Annotated in this window: 15 protein-coding genes and 1 riboswitch; of the genes, 7 read left to right on the top strand and 8 right to left on the bottom strand. The window is 70.9% G+C overall.

All coding sequences use genetic code 11. The features are described 5' to 3' along the window. Window positions 1-10: 10 nt before the first annotated feature. Window positions 11-1,168, bottom strand: coding sequence for an ROK family protein (locus ACQP2T_RS40385; RefSeq protein WP_433510113.1), 1,158 nt, complete (start codon window positions 1,166-1,168; stop codon window positions 11-13). Between the two features lie 56 nt (window positions 1,169-1,224). Here ACQP2T_RS40385 and ACQP2T_RS40380 point away from each other — a divergent pair, with 56 nt between their 5' ends. Then, window positions 1,225-1,461, top strand: coding sequence for a hypothetical protein (locus tag ACQP2T_RS40380; RefSeq protein ID WP_433510112.1), 237 nt, complete (start codon window positions 1,225-1,227; stop codon window positions 1,459-1,461). Here the strand turns inward: ACQP2T_RS40380 and ACQP2T_RS40375 are convergent. The 3 genes from ACQP2T_RS40375 to ACQP2T_RS40365 form a co-directional block, all read right to left on the bottom strand. After that, window positions 1,430-1,744, bottom strand: a complete 315-nt coding sequence (locus tag ACQP2T_RS40375; protein ID WP_433510111.1) for a hypothetical protein — start codon at window positions 1,742-1,744, stop codon at window positions 1,430-1,432. The two genes, ACQP2T_RS40380 and ACQP2T_RS40375, sit on opposite strands and share 32 nt — an antisense overlap. A gap of 92 nt (window positions 1,745-1,836) precedes the next feature. Then, window positions 1,837-2,466: a LysE family translocator gene (locus ACQP2T_RS40370; RefSeq protein WP_433510110.1), complete on the bottom strand. Its 630-nt coding sequence runs from the start codon at window positions 2,464-2,466 to the stop codon at window positions 1,837-1,839. 67 nt (window positions 2,467-2,533) lie between these two features. Then, on the bottom strand, window positions 2,534-3,031 hold the full coding sequence (locus tag ACQP2T_RS40365) for a CHAP domain-containing protein (protein ID WP_433510109.1): 498 nt from the start codon (window positions 3,029-3,031) through the stop codon (window positions 2,534-2,536). Between the two features lie 186 nt (window positions 3,032-3,217). After that, a riboswitch (cyclic di-AMP (ydaO/yuaA leader) is annotated at window positions 3,218-3,359 on the bottom strand. 297 nt (window positions 3,360-3,656) lie between these two features. Here ACQP2T_RS40365 and ACQP2T_RS40360 point away from each other — a divergent pair. Together ACQP2T_RS40360 and ACQP2T_RS40355 are read left to right on the top strand one after the other, a co-directional pair. Further along, window positions 3,657-4,004, top strand: a complete 348-nt coding sequence (locus ACQP2T_RS40360; RefSeq protein WP_433510108.1) for a YciI family protein — start codon at window positions 3,657-3,659, stop codon at window positions 4,002-4,004. A gap of 32 nt (window positions 4,005-4,036) precedes the next feature. Continuing rightward, entirely contained in the window at window positions 4,037-5,278 is a 1,242-nt protein-coding gene (locus ACQP2T_RS40355) for an RNA polymerase sigma factor (RefSeq protein WP_433510107.1), read from the top strand. A 63-nt stretch (window positions 5,279-5,341) separates the two neighbouring features. On the opposite strand, the gene ACQP2T_RS40350 is transcribed toward ACQP2T_RS40355, so the two are convergent. Further along, window positions 5,342-7,438: a hypothetical protein gene (locus ACQP2T_RS40350; protein WP_433510106.1), complete on the bottom strand. Its 2,097-nt coding sequence runs from the start codon at window positions 7,436-7,438 to the stop codon at window positions 5,342-5,344. Between the two features lie 123 nt (window positions 7,439-7,561). Between ACQP2T_RS40350 and ACQP2T_RS40345 the strand changes: the two genes are divergently transcribed. The 3 genes from ACQP2T_RS40345 (at window position 7,562) to ACQP2T_RS40335 (ending at window position 12,656) form a co-directional block, all read left to right on the top strand. Next, the gene (locus tag ACQP2T_RS40345; protein WP_433510105.1) at window positions 7,562-10,426 is read left to right on the top strand and encodes a CHAT domain-containing protein; all 2,865 of its coding nucleotides are present in this window, start codon (window positions 7,562-7,564) and stop codon (window positions 10,424-10,426) included. Between the two features lie 93 nt (window positions 10,427-10,519). After that, window positions 10,520-11,017, top strand: a complete 498-nt coding sequence (locus ACQP2T_RS40340; RefSeq protein ID WP_433510104.1) for a hypothetical protein — start codon at window positions 10,520-10,522, stop codon at window positions 11,015-11,017. A 1-nt stretch (window position 11,018) separates the two neighbouring features. After that, window positions 11,019-12,656 carry a hypothetical protein gene (locus ACQP2T_RS40335; RefSeq protein WP_433510103.1) on the top strand — a complete coding sequence of 546 codons (1,638 nt, stop codon included), beginning with the start codon at window positions 11,019-11,021 and terminating at the stop codon, window positions 12,654-12,656. 303 nt (window positions 12,657-12,959) lie between these two features. On the opposite strand, the gene ACQP2T_RS40330 is transcribed toward ACQP2T_RS40335, so the two are convergent. Both ACQP2T_RS40330 and ACQP2T_RS40325 read right to left on the bottom strand, forming a co-directional pair. Continuing rightward, window positions 12,960-13,808, bottom strand: coding sequence for a hypothetical protein (locus ACQP2T_RS40330; RefSeq protein ID WP_433510102.1), 849 nt, complete (start codon window positions 13,806-13,808; stop codon window positions 12,960-12,962). A 68-nt stretch (window positions 13,809-13,876) separates the two neighbouring features. Then, on the bottom strand, window positions 13,877-14,191 hold the full coding sequence (locus ACQP2T_RS40325) for a hypothetical protein (protein WP_433510101.1): 315 nt from the start codon (window positions 14,189-14,191) through the stop codon (window positions 13,877-13,879). A 199-nt stretch (window positions 14,192-14,390) separates the two neighbouring features. Here ACQP2T_RS40325 and ACQP2T_RS40320 point away from each other — a divergent pair, with 199 nt between their 5' ends. Beyond that, the gene (locus tag ACQP2T_RS40320; RefSeq protein WP_433510100.1) at window positions 14,391-14,579 is read left to right on the top strand and encodes a hypothetical protein; all 189 of its coding nucleotides are present in this window, start codon (window positions 14,391-14,393) and stop codon (window positions 14,577-14,579) included. A 316-nt stretch (window positions 14,580-14,895) separates the two neighbouring features. Here the strand turns inward: ACQP2T_RS40320 and sucB are convergent, their stop codons facing one another. After that, complete coding sequence (gene sucB / locus ACQP2T_RS40315) at window positions 14,896-16,365, bottom strand: 2-oxoglutarate dehydrogenase, E2 component, dihydrolipoamide succinyltransferase (protein ID WP_433510099.1); 1,470 nt, start codon at window positions 16,363-16,365, stop codon at window positions 14,896-14,898. Between the last annotated feature and the right edge of the window lie 15 nt (window positions 16,366-16,380).

Raw genomic sequence — 16,380 nt, 5'->3', positions numbered from 1 at the left:
GAGGCTGCCGTCAGGGATGGATGGCGAACACCTCTTCGCGCGCTCCGGCCAATGCCAGCCGCAGCGCGCCTGAGCGAACCGGGTTGCCGGTCAGCAGGCTTGGTTGAATCGTTGGCCGGGGAAGGACGAGTTCGCCCAGTTCCTCGGTGACCAGGCCGCACAGGACGCTGCCGCCGGCCCTGCCGACGTCGCCTGTGAGAACCACCAGTTCGGGATCGATCACGGACACCACACCTGCGACGGCCAGTGCCACCCGGCGCGCCAGGTCACGGAGGAAGGCCGACCGGGCGACAGGGTCCGCGTCGAGATCCTCCGCGAGAAGCTTCTCCAGATCGTCTCCGGCGAGCCCGTGCGCGTGAGCCAGTTCCATCACCGCCCGGATACCGAGCACGTCACCGATGCGCCGGCCACCGCCTGCGCCGGAGGGCGGGCAGGGCATCCAGTCGATCTCGCCGGCACCACCGGACGCGCCCCGTAACAAACGCCCGCCCGAGACCACCGCGGCACCGATCCCGCGCCCCATCCAGATCAGCACGAAGTCGTCGACCCCGACGGCTTGGCCGATCGCCATCTCGTCGAGGGCGACCAGGTTGACGTCGTTCTCGACGGCCACCGACGTGGCGAGCGCTCCCGACAGCCGATCCAGGACGTCAAAGCCCTGCCACGGCGGCAGGTGCGGGGCGAAGCCCAGGTGCCCGGTGCGCGCGTCCACGGAACCGGGCACTCCCACGACGACCCTGTGTAGTTGCCCAGGGGTCAGGCCGACCTCGGCGGTGGCGGCCGAGACCGCACGGCACAGATCCTCGACGTCGAGATCCGCCTCCTCGCCGGGACGGTATTGGTGCTCGGCGACGATCTCCCCACAGATGTCGGAGACCGCTATGTCCAGCGCGCGCGGGGTGAGGTCGACCGCCGCCACGTAGGCCAGCGCGCCGTTGACCGCCCAGCGTTGCGCGCGCGGCCCTTTGCCGCCCTCCCGGAGCCCCGCGCGCCGTACGTGACCACTTTCCGCCAGCCGAAGCAGGAGGTCGGCCGTCGCCGGTTTCGACAGGCCGATGTGTGATTCCAGCTCCAACCGGGTCAGCGGCCCTCGATCGAGCAGAGCCAGCAGCGCCGCGCGGTCGTTGATCCGGCGCAGCAGCTGAGGGCTTCCCCCTCGCTGTTCCACGTGGGACTCCCTTACTATCTGGGAACTTCCCAGACTATTGCCGAGGAATGTACCTCATGCACATCGGCCCACGTCAAGAGGCCATCGCAAGGGAATCGAACGTGCCGCTGCTGTTCGGCATGTCACGCGAGGTGAAGGTGACCCCGGCTCGCCGAGCCGGGGTTGGGAAGCCGGCCTACCTTCGGATCTATTCGACCGCGGTGACCGTGACGGCGTTGCTCAACGCCGATCTGTTGCCCGCGGCGTCCACTGCCCGCATTGTCAGCGTGACCGGTCCGGGCGCGTCGGCGTAGGCGAAGGCCACGGAGCTGTTCGGGAATTGGGGCGGATGAACGGGTTGATGGCGCTCTCGAAGACGCCGTCGAGATAGAGCTCGTACGTGATCGCGGCCTTCGGGGTGACATCGTCCGTCGAGAGCGAGTAACTGAACATCAACTCGAGGAACGGCTGCTCGAAGGCCGAAAGGATGGTCGGGGCGCTGGGCGGGGTGGTGTCGGTGCCGGCGGAGGCCGGTCCGGCGAAGACCGAGGCGGCGAGCGTGGTGCCTAAGAGCAGGACGATTGCGCGACGAGACATGGCTGATTCCCATCTGCCCATGAACAACGGCACGTGCGACGTTCGCCCCTCAACACGGGCCTGACTGATGGATGGTTCAATCCCGCGGCCGGTCAGCGTTCGACCGCGAGGGTGACGCCCAGACCGATGAACACGCTCCCGGTCGCGGCGTCGAGCCGGCGGCGCACCGCCTGACGGCCGCGCAGCCAGCCACCGATCCGCCCGGCCAGCACGCCGACCGTCGCGTCGGCCAGGAACTCCAGGACGATCAGGACGGCGCCGAGGATGGCGAACTGCAGCCAGACCGGCCCCGCCGCGGGATCGATGAACTGCGGAAGGAAAGCGATCATGAACGTGAACGTCTGCGGATTGGCCATGGAGGAGACCACGCCGTTGAGGAAGGCACGCCGGCCGGACATTCCGCGACCGGCCGGATCGTCGGCTTGGCTGTTCTTGCGCTTGCGGATCGTCTGGATGCCCAGGTAGATCAGGTACGCGGCGCCGGCGAGCCGCAGCACCGTGAACACGACCGGGAACGTCGTCAGCAGCACGGCGAGCCCGGCGGCGGCCGCGGCGACGTACAACGCGTCACCCGTGATCACGCCGACCGTGGCCAGCAGCCCGGCGCGGGGGCCTCCCCGCAGGCCGCATCCCAGCACGAACAGCATGTCGGGCCCGGGGGTGATCAGAGCGACGATAGTGGTCGCGGTGAATACGGCGAGCAGGTGGGGATCGATCGGCATGCGACGATCTTTCCACCTCCGGTGCTGGCGCGCTGCTCAAGGGGTGTCAGAGGCGCCAGGCCGCCTGTCAGGCGGCGTAGTGCGGGTAGCCGTAGCCGACGACCTGGGAGGTGGGACGGACACGCTGCTCGACCTTGCCGTTGCCGGTGTTGCCCTCGATCGTGGAGATCGTGCCGTCGCCGTTGTCCTTGACCACGAAGCCGACGTGGCTGATGGAGCTCAGGTCCTTGCTGCCGCTCCAGGAGTAGAAGACCACGGCGCCGGGCTTGGCCACGGTGCCCCAGCGGTGGTTGGCGGCGAACCACTTGGCGTGGGCGACGGTGTAGGCGTCCCAGCCGACCTGGGAGCGGGCGCCAGTCTCCTCGCCGACCCAGGAGACGAACATCGAGCACCAGGCGGCGTTCAGGTAGTCCTGCCTGCTGCCGCCGTCACGCTGGACGGTCTCGGCGGCGCGGGCCGAGTTCATGTACCACTTCTGGAACTTGGTGCCGCCGCCGTTGGCGTCCTCGGACGTGCCGACCTGGGCCTTGGCCAGGTTCAGGACCTGCTGGGCGGTGGCGTTCACCTTGGCCTCGCCGTTCCTGCCGCCCTGCGCGGAGGCCGGGGCGGCCTGAACCGCGGCGGGGGTGTGCCCTGCGGGGGCCGTGGCGGCGTTCGCCGCGGTGTGGGCGCCGAGGGCGGCGGCGGTGAGGGTCGCGCCGAGCGCGATCTTGGCATAGCTGATCTTGGGGGTGCGGATAATGATGATGACTCCTTGCTTCCATTCCGCTTACCGGGTTAGCTGACGGGCTCGGGCGTGGAAGCTGCCCTACGGCACGTTGACGTGCCGATTAGCCCCGATCGAGACATGGGTCCCCGGTCCCGCGCACAGGCGGGTTCAGCGGTCACAGGTGATCGCCTGTGATGCATGTGATGGGTATGACGTCCGTACTCGGACATTGGCGGCGCGGCCAGAGGGATACTCACCGTCTAGGCCAGGCGCACAGATGGGTACAACGCACCCCTGACCTGGGTAATTCCATCGCAATGAAATCGCCACGCACAGCCCGACCGGCTCGCCGATCCGTCAAGTAGCGGGTTGAAGTCGCCCCGGGTCGCATCTGGAAAAGGTTCGCGTACGGTCTGTCGAATTCGCCTCGCCCGTCCGACGTAGAGGCGTACCGACCGGACAGACAGCCAAGGAGACCCTCATGGCCCAGTACGCGATCCTCATCTTCGACAACGCCGGAGCCGGGGACTACACCCCCGAGCAGCAGGCGGCCAGCCAGCGGCACGCCGACGACCTCGTCGACTCCGGCGCCATGATCGCGGCGTACGCGCTGCGGTCCGCCGACACCGCCACCTCGTTGCGCGGCGACGTGATCACCGACGGGCCCTTCATCGACGCTAAAGAGGTCATCGCCGGCGTCTGCGTCATCGAGGCCCCCGACCTGGACGCCGCCCTGGACCTGGCGCGTCGCAACCCCGCCGTCCAGTGGGGTCGTGGCGGCGTCGAGGTGCGCCCCGTCGCGGGCGGCATCGCGCCCACCACTCGATGACGGCCGCGGGACACCCGGAGACGGGGCAGGAGGTGGCTGACGCGCATCGGCGCGAGTGGGCTTTCGTGCTCGCCGCGACGGTGCGCGTCGCGCAGGACCTGGACCTGGCCGAGGAGTGCGTACAGGAGGCGTACGCCGCGGCACTCTCGGTCTGGGAACGCGACGGGATCCCCGCCAACCCCGCGGCGTGGCTCACCACCACGGCCAAGCGCCGGGCGATGGACGCGATCCGCCGCGAGCGGACCTTCCGCTCGAAGATGCCCTTGCTGGTGGAGTCCGAAGAGCTCGCCCCGCACAGGCCGGCGGACCGTGATGCGGCGAAACTGGAGGATGCCGTACCCGATGAACGGCTGCGGCTCATCTTCACCTGCTGCCACCCCGCGCTCGCGCAGGAGGCGCGGCTCGCGCTCACGCTACGGCTGGTGTGCGGGCTGCCGACCCCGGACGTCGCCCGGGCGCTGCTGGTGTCGGAGCAGACGATGGCCGCCCGCATCACCCGGGCCAAGAAGAAGATCTCCGTCGCCCGCATCCCCTATCGGGTGCCGCGCCCGGCGGAACTGCCGGACCGGCTGGCAGCCGTACTCGGCGTGCTCCACCTGCTGTTCAGCGCCGGGCACACGGCCCCCTCGGGCCCCGCGCTCATGCGCACCGACCTGGCCGACCGCGCGCTGCACCTGGCCCGCGCGCTGCGAGAGCTCATGCCCGACGAGCCAGAGGTACGAGGGCTGCTGGCACTGCTCGTGGTCACCGACGCCCGGCGCGCGACCCGGACGGGCGCTGACGGCCGGTTGCTGCGGCTTGAGGAGCAGGACCGCTCGCGGTGGGACCGCGGCGCGCTGGCCGAGGCGCACGACCTGGTCGTGGCCGGGTTGCGCGGCGGCCACGCCGGGCGCTACCTGCTGCAGGCGGCGATCGCCCTGCTGTACGCCGAGGCGCCGTCGTACGAGCGGACGGACTGGCCGCAGATCGTGGCACTGTACGACAGACTGCTGGCGCTCTGGCCTTCACCGGTCGTCGCGCTGAACCGGGCCGTGCCGGTGTCGATGCTCCATGGACCGGCGGTCGCACTGACGCTGGTGGAGACGCTGGAGCAGGATGGCCGGCTCTCCCGGTACCAGTACCTGCCGGCGATCAAGGCGGATCTGCTGCGGCGACTCGGCCGTACGGACGAGGCGGCGACCGCGTACCGGCAGGCGCTGGAGCTGACCGACAACGAGGTCGAGCGGGCCTTCCTCGAGGGGCGTCTAACTGATCAGGGGAACAGCCCAACGTAAGGGCCAAGTGCTTGCTGACCGACTGCCTGGTCATGTCCAGTCCGGCGCACAGCTCATGCGCGGTCATCCCTGACTGCGGCTAATGCCGCCTTCCTCATCGGTGTGCGGGTCCGCGGGTATGACCTCGCCGCCTGTGCCCAGCAGGCGGCGCAGCTCGTCGTACTCGATCGGACGCCCGAGCCGGAGGGCGGCGTACTCGCCTGCGGCGCCGCCCTGCGCGGCGAGTTCGGCGCACGCCGCGTGCCACTCATCGTGGGCCCTCCGCACGGCCTGGGCCGCGTTGGGGCTCTCAAGGTCCGACAGGTCACGGAGACGGATATAAGCGTCATAAGCCTCCCGCTCGGCGGCGGATCCCTCGGCGGGCGGCGGCAGCCGCTCGCCGAGCAGTTCGAGGAAGACCCTGGAGCGGCCCAGCTCGGAGAACTGCCAGGCGGTGACCGCGGTGCCGCCGTCCCCGGGTGCCTGCGGCGCGGTCGAGGCGAACAGCCACACACCCAGGTCGTACAGGCCGCTGATCGAGCCGCCCGCGCTGATCCGCAGGTCGGGGCTAAGGGAGCGCCCGCGTACGTCCTCCGCCGAGCGCACCGCCTCAAGCAGGCTGTCCCTGGCTGCCTCCATGTCGCCCACGGACCTGGCGAGCTGGGACAGCCCTGTCAGCGCGTTCATCTCCCATGTCACCTGCCCGGCCGAGCGGGCGCGCAGCGCGGCTTCGGCGAACAGCGCGGCGGCCTCGGCGGGGCGGCCCTCAGTCACGAGATCGTCGGCGCGCAGCGTGAGGTCGCGGATGGGATTGCCCCAAGCGGGGAAGGGCGCGGGAGTGCGCCGGGACAGCCACGAGCGCATCTGCCTGTCCAGGTTCGTGTGCCCGCGCACGCCCATCAGCAGCGCGAAGGGATGGTTGATGAACGTGAGCGCCTGCTCCCGTCCCCAGGCCAGCCGCTCCCTGATCCCGCCGCGGCGGATCGCCATGGCCCGCGCCTCCAGCCGGCGTGCGCCCTCCTCGTCACCGCGCTGCTGCGTGATCACCGCCAGGCCCATGAGCGCGTTTCTCCGCAGGTACGGGCTGTCGTCCGGCGAGAGGAGCTCGTGGTCCAGGTCCACCGGGCTGAGACCGTGCCTGGCGATCAGACGGCTCCAGGCGGTGTGCCGGGCCTGGGCCGCCATCCGCGGCAGGCCCAGGGCGGAGAAGCGGCGGGCGCACTCCCGCCAGGTGGCCAGCACCTCGTCCTCCAGCCCGAGATACTGGTAGATCTCCGCTCGTAGCCACAGACAGCAGGTGCGCTGGATCTCCTGGTGCCGCGCCAGCCGCCCGGTGGTCCGCGGCACGACCGCCGCGTCGACCAGGTCCAAAGCGAGCTCGGCCAGCTCGACACGGCGCAGCGCCGTCTCAGCCGACACGGAGCCGACGGTGAGCCGCGCGTCCAGCAGCAGCGCGGAGATCAACGCGTAGTCGGGCCTACGGCGGCGGGTCAGGAAACCGTCGTGCAGCCACTCACCGAGATTCTCGGCCGTGATCATCCGTACGTCGGATTGTTGTGCCTGAGGAGTGCCGACGGCGATCCTTTGGAGCGTCTCGGCCGTCTCCACCAGGCACAGCGCGAGCGCGGGCCCGGCCAGCCGGGGGTCGGGGTACGCCACGTACGCCAGCAGGAACGGCGTCCACGCGTAACGCAGCAGCACGGTCGCCAGCATCGAGCAGAGCGCCAGCGGGGCCCGCAAGGGTTTCGGCACCCTGGCCACGGCGCGGAAGGTGCCGACCCCGACCTGCAACAACAGCACGGCGGCCACCAGGAACACCCCGTTGAACGCCGTGGCCCAGGCCGTCGTCGCCCAGGCCGAGGCCAGCCACTCTCCGGCAGGGGAGAAGGCCAGCAGCGCGCCGGCCGCGAGCACGATGATCTCTCCCCAGCGCCGCAGCCGGGCCCGCTTGCGGACCAGGCCGCGCCAGGCCGTCATCCTGCCCGCCACGTGCCCGCTGACCAGCAGACCGGCCAGCAGGGGCAGCCAGGCGGCGCCCCCGCCCGTGCGGGCCGCCGCCCACACGCCGAGCGCGGCAGGCGTCACGCAGCCGATCCGCCGTGCCCACGCTGACACTCGGTCGGCCCGCCCCGGCGGCCGGATCAGCAGACCGTGGTCAGGTAACGCCCGCTTGTCACCCACTGGAGGGATTTCCCCGCGAACGCCGCCGTTCACGCCCGATCACGAATGCGTCTCTCGCCCTTCTCAGAACGATCCGGTGGGGATAGCTTCTGCGTGGCGGCGGAAGAACCAGCGCGGAGGGCCATGCCAAGGCGTTTGCGTGTCCGGATCGGCGACCCCTGGACGCCCAACCTGGCCCGTGCGCGGCGGCGCCTGGCCCGCGGGCGGCCGCAGGACGCGGCCCGCGAATACCGGCAGGCGTGCAGGCTCGCCGACGGCAGGCGCGCCGATCCGGCCGTCAGGTCAGCGCTGCGGCAGTGGCTCGGGCTGGCGTTGCTGAAGGCGGGCCGGGGCCAGGAGGCGTTGGGGGCGCTGGTCCAGGCCGGTGAGCTGCTGGGTGATGACCCCGGGGCGGCGGAGCAGTACGCGGGCACCCTGGACACCCTTGGCCTGGTGCAGCGCGACCTTGGGCAACTCGCCGAGGCCGAGGAGTCCCACCGGAAGGCCGTGGACCTGTTCAAGCGGGCCGGTTCACGCGAGGGCACCGTACGCGCCGTCGTCAACCTCGCCGTCGCGGTCAAGGACCTGGGGCGTCTCACCGAGGCGCGCGGGCTGCTCGCCGGCATCGAGCCCACAGCTCGCGACTGCGCCGACCCGGCGCTGCTCGGGCACACGCTGCTCACCCTGGGCCTCGTCCACGAACTGCTCAACGAACCGGCACCGGCGGAACGGCTGGCCAGGCAGGCGGCCGAAGCCTACCGCGCGGCGGGAGACAGGGAGGGCGAGGCCGCCGCCACGCACAACGTGGGCCGTGTGCTGGACACAGGCGGGCGGCATCGCGAAGCCATGGAATGCTTCGCCACCTCCCTGGCGATCAATCTGGAGATCGGCGCCGAACTGGGCGTCTCCGACGATCTTGGCGCTATGGCGTCGCTCTTCCAGCTCGCCCGGCAGTACGACGAGGCCCGCCGCGTGCATGAACGGGCGCTGGACATCCAGCGCAGGGCGGGCTACCGGCGCGCGGTCGTGGCCACCCTCTGCGACCTGGGAGTGCTGGCGCGCGACCAGGACGACCTCCCTCTCGCGCGCCGCCACCTTCAGGAGGCGCTGCGGGAGGCCGAGACGCTCGCCGACCCGCACACCGTCTACCAGACGCGCGTCCTGCTGGCGGAGATCAGCATGCTGGAGGAGGACTACGCGCAGGCGCGCGTGGCCTACCTGGCCGCGGCGGAGGCGATGCGTGACGCCAGGTGGGCGCTGCTCGACGAGGCGGACGCCGTCACCTACTTCAGCGAGTCCCGTCTCGACGCCCTCGGAATGCTGGTCCGGCTCTCGCTCCACCTGCGCGACAGGGCGGGCGCACTCGAATGGGCGGACGCCGCGCGCGGTCAGGAGCTCGTACGCAGGCTGGCCTGGACCGCCCTGGCCGCACCGCCCGGCGCACCGGAGACGATCCTCGCCGAGGAGGCCGAGACCCGCCGCCTTCTGCGTACGCAGGAGGCGGGCCTGCGCGCCGGCGGATCCGCGGACGCGGCGCTGCTGACGGCCTACAGGCAGAACTTGTCGCGCCTGCACCGGCTGGAGGACCGGCTCGCCGAGCCGGCTCCCGAGTACGTGTCGATGCGCCGGGGAGAACGCCTCGGCTGGAACGCCATCACCGCCCTGCTGACTCCGGGCCCTTCCCAGGACGGGCCAGAGGGGACCGACACCATGGCTCGTCTGGTGCTGGCCGAGTACCACGTGACCGACCACGAGACGTATGTCTTCGGCGTGACGGCCGACGCGCCGGAGCCGCAGGTCGTCACCGTTGACGTGACCCGAGCCGAGCTTCGCGAGCTGGCCGGGGCCGCCGGGGACACCCTGGCCCGCGACAGGGCCGGCCTCGGCGCGCACCTCGCGGACGAGCGGCTGGTGCGGCTGCTCGCGCCGGTGGCCGAGTGGGCCGAGCCGGGGGACGTGGTCTACCTGGTGCCGCACGACTCCCTTCACCTGCTGCCCCTGCAGGCCGTGCCCGTCGAGGGCGTCCCGCTGATCGACCGCAACCCGGTCGTGTTCGTGCCGTCGGCCTCCGTGCTGCGTTACTGCCGGGCCAAGCGGAAGGGGCGCCGCGCGAGCGCGCTCATCGTCGCCGCGCCGCCCGAAGAGCATCCGCTGGCCTTCGCCAGGGAGCAGGCGCTGGCCGTGTCGGAGACGCTCGGCGGCCAGGAGGTGCTGGCGTCGGGCGATGCCTCCCGTGAGAGCCTGCTGGCCCGGTTCGCCGAACCCGGGCAGGCGCCGGACATCGTCCACTTCGCCACACATGGCGTATTCGACCGCGAGGACCCGATGCGGTCCGGGATCGAGCTCGCGGGCGGCAGACTGACCGCGGCGGACATCCTCGGGCTCCGGCTCGACGTGGACCTGGTGACACTGGCGGCCTGCGAGACCGGCGTGAGCCAGAGCCGCCCAGGAGACGAGCTGATCGGCCTGACCAGGGCGCTGCTGTACGCGGGCGCGCCCTCGGCACTGGTCGCCCTGTGGCGCGTGGACGAGCTGTCGACCAGCATGCTGTTCGGCGAGTTCTACGCGGCGTTGCGGGCCGGCTCGCCCAAGGCCGAGGCCCTGCGCAGGGCGCAGCTGTGGCTGCGCGACAGGACGATCGCCGACGTCCTGGACTACGCGCGTGGCGCCCGCCGGCGCCTGGCGGGCGACCCCAGGGCACTGGCCGCCGTCCGGCTGGAGGAGGCGCGGCTGCGCCTGGCGGCGGGCGACTACTCGGCGGCGGCCGGCCTGTTCCGCGACCTCGTCGCCTGCCCCGACCTGAACGAGGAGCAGCGGCAGGGCGCGGAGGTGGGCATGCTGCAGGCCACGCTCGTCACGGGCACGGGCACGGGCACGGGCACGGATGCGGGTGCGGATGCGGGCACGGATGCGGGCACGGATGCGGGTGCGGTACCGGGCCTCGGCGTGCTCGCGTTCGCCGATCCGTACCACTGGGCGCCGTTCACGCTGATTGGCGACTGGCTCTGATCGCTGCAGGAGGGGTGGTCACGATAGGAGGGGTGGTCGCGATAGGAGGGGTGGTCGCGATAGGAGGGGTGATCACGATAGGAGGGGGAAGGTGTGGAGCGGCAACGGCCGGTCGAGGAGATGATGACCGGTGACTTCACCGTCGCGGAGGTGGCGGACGGCGGGACGGGGTTCACGGTCCTGCTCGGGCCGGACGGTGAGCCTGCCGGGCTCATCGGCGCGGGCGAGCGGGGACCGGCCTGCGTCGTGGAGGCGAACACTCCGTTCGGCGAGGTGCTCGACTCGGCCGACCTGCTGCACGCGCTGGTGTCCGGCACCCCAGGCCTGGTGATCGTACGGGGGAAGGATGTCGTGGGCGTGGTCAGCGCCGAGGCGATCAAAGCGGAGATCGTTCGCGACACCGACTCCCGTCTCGTCTCCGGACGGCAGCTCGGCGACGCGCAGCCCTACGGCAGGCGGGCCGCGCCGGGCCCCAGCCGCATCCAGTGCAAGACCTGCGGCGCGACGAACACCTTCCGCCGCTTCAGTCAGGCGGCCGCCTACACATGCCAGCACGGGGACCACGACTTCGTCCCCTACTGGAGCGCCTGACATGGGCGGACTCGTCGAAGCGGCGTCGGGGGTGGTCGACCGCCGGTTGCTCACCACGACGTTCCTGCCGGTGCTGGCCTTCCTGAGCGCCCTGGCGGCGGTCGCCGTCGCGGGTGTGGGCTGGGTCACCGCGGCCCGCTGGTGGTCGGGGCTCGGCGCGGAGGTGCAGGTCGTCCTGTCGGGGCTGGTCCTCGCGGGCGCGCTGCTGATCAGCCAGCTCGTCGCCGTGCGGCGGGCCGGGCTTATCCGGGTCTATGAGGGTTACTGGGACGGCCTGCCGTACGGCGAGTGGCTGGCCGAGCGGTGCCGGCCGCGTTTCCTGGCATCCGATGACCAGCGGGGCTCCCTGTATCCGGTGGACGAGTCCCGGCTGATGCCGACCGAGCTGGGCAACATTCTGCGCGGAGCCGAGGACCACAGCCGCGACAGGTACGGCATCGACGGGGTGACGGCGTGGCCGCGCCTGTACACCACGCTGCCGGACACCTTCCGGCAGACGTTCGCGGGGGCCGCTGGGGATCTCGACCTCATGGTCACGGTGAGCGGGCTGGGGCTGGCGTTCTCGTTGGCGGGCGGGGCGCTCGGGGCGGTGCTGCTGCCGTGGCACTGGGCGCTGGGGTGTTGCTGGGGCGGGCTGGTGGTCGCGTGGTGGGGGTATCGGGGGGCGGTGCGTGCCGCTGAGCCGTACGGGGAGTTGTTCCGTTCGGCGTTCGACGTGTATCGGTGGACGTTGCTGGACACGATGGGGCTGCGGCGGCCCGCCGAGTACTCTGGCGAGCCGGAGCAGTGGCGGCAGCTGGACAAGCTCTGGGTGGTCGGGGCGGCCGACAGTGAACACGCCACCAGCCTCGGCTACCCGGCCACCGAGCCCGCCCCGGAGCCCATGCGGCCCGTTTTGGACCCCTCCGGACTCGCCCCGAAGTCAGCTGAGCCCGCGTCGAAGTCCGCCGAGCCCGTTTCGGACCCCGCCGGGCCTGCTCGGGACGGCGCCGGGCACACTACCGAGACCCCCGGGCCCGTTCCTGACCTTGCGGAGCGGCAGGACAGCTCACTCGACGACCTCGCACCTGTGGTCGGAGCTTCGGTGAGTGGGCGGAAGGCGCGACCGCTGCGGCTAGGCCCGTGGCTGGTGGCCGTGGCGGCCGTCATGGGGATCCTTGTCGTCGCGGGCAGCCTGGCCGTCCGGTCGCCGGGCGGCTGGGTGGCCGCGCGTACGCTGCACCCGTACCAGGTCCTCGCCGCCACCGACGTGAAGGGTCCGGATGCGGCCGGCGCGGCAGGCCGATACGTGCTGCGCCAGATCGAGGAGAGCAAGCAGGTGCCCCCGGAAGCCCTGGGCCCTCGTCTGCCACGCGGCGCCGTAGATGGCAAGACGGTCATCACCCTCCGCCCGGGCCCTGGCCATCTGTACGCCGACGCGGCCGCCCGGGGCACGACAGCCACGCTGCGCCTTGTACTCCCACGCGCCACATCGGGCGAAAAGGCGGAATCCCTCACCTTCCCCGGCGTCACCGTCCTCGACCTGTCCGGCGGCGAGCCACGAACGGGCCTGGTGATCGCGCTCCCCGCCGATCGCGTCGACGAACTGCTCGGCCACGTCGTCGGCAGTGACGTCTACCTCGTCACCGCCACCAGCTGATCGAGCCCTCGGTCGAAGTCTGGGTTCTTCGAGGCGCAGCTTCATCGAGTTACCGGCTCGGAGCGTGACGAGGTGACGCCCCGCAAAGGCGTGTAGGGGTCGAAGGAACATCGGAAACCGGCGTTTGTATCCAGCAACTGTTGTCGCTCGGCGTCGGGGGAGCCCGAGACGGTCAGAGGTCCATGATCGGCCCGGACGGCTGGCCTGATGTGCGGGTGAACGCGTGCCCAGCGTCGGCGAAGTGGCGGCACTGGCGGCATGCGCCGAGCGCCGGTTCGACACCGTCCTCCGGCCTTACGAGCGTTATGGGTTTTGCCGGAGCCAGGCTTCCGCGCGTTCGACGTGCAGTGTGCGGCCAAGCGCCTTGTATGCGTCTCGCATGGTCTGGACGACCTCACGCTCTGGGTAGGTCGCCTTGAGAACGCACAGCGCCGATGCGGCGTATCCGGCGACAAGAAGTTCCCGCGCGTGAGCGATGTGCTCATCACCGTCCCACGAAGGACCAACCTCTACTGCCACAGGTGCGAACGCCGCAGCCTCGGCGAGCACACCAATGCCATCGTCAGTCGGCTCGTACCGCCAGCCGGGGGGAACCGTGGGGCGGATCGCCCGGCTCGAACGTGCGCCGCCCGTGATTTCCGGGGAGCCGATCTCGGGACGCAGGTCGAGGGCGCGGCACAGTTCCGTCCATCGCGGATCGTTCGCCGGTGACGGCCATCCTTGTGCACGCCCCCACTCCACCCAACCGGCCACGCTGCCGACCAGGAGGTTCTCCAGCGCCTGTTTGGTGGTGTCGCCGAGCCAGACCGCGTGGTCGTCGACCGGGGCGAACGACACGCACGGGTGGTCATCGAGATCCATCTCGGGCGCGAGCACAGCCCATCCGTAGTGGAGCCCGTCACCGCCGTTCCGGCCAAAGGGGACGATCTCGATCGGCTGATTCTGGTAGCCGAGCTCCAACGGATCGCTGGTGTCAGGTGATGGATCGAGGAGCACCGCGTCGAGATCGCCGCACAACAAGGAACCGCATTTCTTCCATGCGATCTCATAAATCTCCAGGCCGGCCTCGGGGTCGAAGCCGTCGAGAACGAAGGCGCGCAGCGTGTCGAATGTCGCGGGAAGTCGGAATGACCGGTGTAGGGGGTGGATCATGGTGCGCAGCGTAACAAGCTGCCGGAGGGCAAGCCCGCCCGATCCAGGCAGGTCACCACAGTGGGCTGTCACGGAGAGCTCGTTCGAGCGGGAATGGCCGATGATGCTTGACGAACATCCGCGATCGCTGCCTGAACCAGCGGCGCGAGCCGCCTGACACGACGGGGGTCGTCGGCGGCGATGAGCCGTGCCAGCACCGGGCCGGAGCGGATCAGTACGGTGTCCGGCGTAAGGTCCAGCGCGAAGCCGGGGACCTGGTAGAGCCCTTCCGCCAGCCGCTTGACCGGCCATTGGTCCGACCGATACCCGGCGAGCACGCTGTCGAGCACAGCGACCGCCTCCTCCTCCGACGGGGCCACCCAGTCGATCCGCAGCGTGATCACCGGGTCGTGATCGCCGGCTGGGACGAGGTCGCAGATGACCGGATGGGGAAATGGGTGGACGCCAGGGAACTCCAGATCATGGAGGCGCGGGTCCAGACGGAGTTACGACGGCCGTTACGAGCAGTGCCGTTGCTGACTGAGGTGCTCTCCCAGTACGACCCACACGCGGGAACTCGCGCTCTACCTGTCGTGGCTGGCCGTGGCTCTCACAGACGCGAACGAGCCGGAGGAAGCGGCGAAAACCGCGCGGCGGATGCTGGAGCTGCCGGCAGATGTGGCCAGCGACCGCACGGCCGACCGGGCGCGGGTGGTTCTGGAAGGGCTTGAGCCGTATGGCAGCGTTCCGGAGGTACGCGAGCTTATGGCGAATTACCCGCGTGGAGCGTGACGAGGCAACGCCCCAACGCCGTTACGGGCCGTGAGGCCAGGTGTGGTGTAGAGGCGCTGTGGCGATCCCAGACCGCCTCCAGCCAATCTCATCCCACGCGATTCCTCTGGGCAAGGATCCAAGCCTTTGGGCGAAGCGCGCGGCGTAGCCGCGTTCCAGGAAGGCGCCCGAGCGGGGCGAGGTGCTTCAGGGGTCGGGCCCTGGCCCGACTGGAGGCAACGTCTGAGCTGCCAAAAGCGCGAAGCGCCGAAAGCGAAGCCCTTTGTGAGGCGGTGGCCAGGGCCGAGGAAGACTCCCCGGCCCTGGTGCGCCTGAACTACGCGAGTCCCAGCTGGGCCTCGAAACGACCCTCTTCGAGGCGCCGCTTCACGGTGGTCAGGAAGCGGGCCGCGTCAGCGCCGTCCACGAGGCGGTGGTCGTATGTGAGGGCCAGGTACACCATCGACCGAACGGCGATGACCTCGCCCTCAGGCGTGTCGATCACGACCGGACGCTTGACGACGGCGCCGGTGCCGAGCATGCCGACCTGCGGCTGGTTCAGGATCGGCGTGTCGAACAGGGCGCCGCGGCTGCCCGTGTTGGTCAGCGTGAACGTGCCGCCGGTGATCTCGTCGGGCGTCACCTTGTTGGCGCGGGTGCGCTCGGCCAGGTCGGCGGTCTTGCGGGCGAGGCCGGCCAGGTTGAGGTCGCCGGCGTTCTTGATGACCGCCGCGATCAGGCCGCGCTCGGTGTCGACCGCGAGGCCCAGGTGCTCGACGTCGAAGTAGGTGACCTCCATGGTCTCGTTGTTGATCGTGGCGTTGAGCTTCGGGTGCTGCTTGAGCGCCTCGATGGCCGCCATCTCGAAGAACGGCATGAACGACAGCTTGACGCCCTCGCGGCGCAGGAAGTCGGCCTTCGCCTGCTCGCGCAGCCGGGCGATCTTGGTGACGTCGACCTCGACGACCGTGGTGAGCTGGGCCGCGGTCTGCAGCGACTCGACCAGGCGCTTGGACATCGTCTGCCGCAGGCGCGACATCTTCTCCGTACGGCCGCGCAGCGTGGTGTCGACCTCGACGGGCTCGGGAGCGGCGGCGACCGGAGCCGGCGCGGCCTGAGCGGGCGCGGCGGCCTGAGCCGGAGCGGCCTGGGCGGCGGCGGGAGCCGGCGCGGCGGCCTGCTCGCGCTGCGACTTGGCGGCCTCCAGAACGTCCTGCTTGCGGATGCGACCGCCCACGCCCGTGCCGGTGATCGACTCGAGGTCGACGCCGTGCTCGTTGGCGAGCTTGCGCACCAGCGGCGTGACGTAGGGGCTGTCGCCCGAGGACGGCAGCGGGGTCGGCTCGGCGGTGGCGGCCGGGGCCTGCTGGGCGGGTGCCGGAGCGGCCGGAGCCTGCTGCACCGGCGCGGGAGCCGGAGCGGGCGCGGGCGGCGGGGCCTGGGCAGGAGCGGGCTGCGGGATCGAGGAGACCGGCGCGGGAGCCGGGGCAGGCTCGGGCTCCGGCTGCGGCACGGGCTGCGCGGCGGGCGCCGGCGCGGCCTCCTGCGTGGCGGCGCCGCCGGCCTGGCCGTTCTCGTCGATGACGGCGAGCTCGGCGCCGACCTCGACGGTCTCGTCCTCAGCGACGACGATCTTGGTGAGGACGCCGGCGGACGGCGACGGGATCTCGGTGTCGACCTTGTCGGTCGACACCTCGAGGAGCGGCTCGTCGGCCTCGACGCGCTCGCCCTCCTTCTTCAGCCAACGGGTCACCGTGCCCTCGGTGACGCTCTCGCCGAGCTGGGGCATCTGTACAGAGACCGGCATCGTTATCTTCTCTCG

Origin of the sequence: Nonomuraea sp. CA-143628 (assembly GCF_050942315.1) — a bacterium.
In the GTDB taxonomy this organism is placed as follows: Bacteria; Actinomycetota; Actinomycetes; order Streptosporangiales; family Streptosporangiaceae; genus Nonomuraea.
The sequence above is the reverse complement of the archived record's forward strand: the minus strand, read 5'-3'. Positions and strand labels throughout refer to the sequence as shown.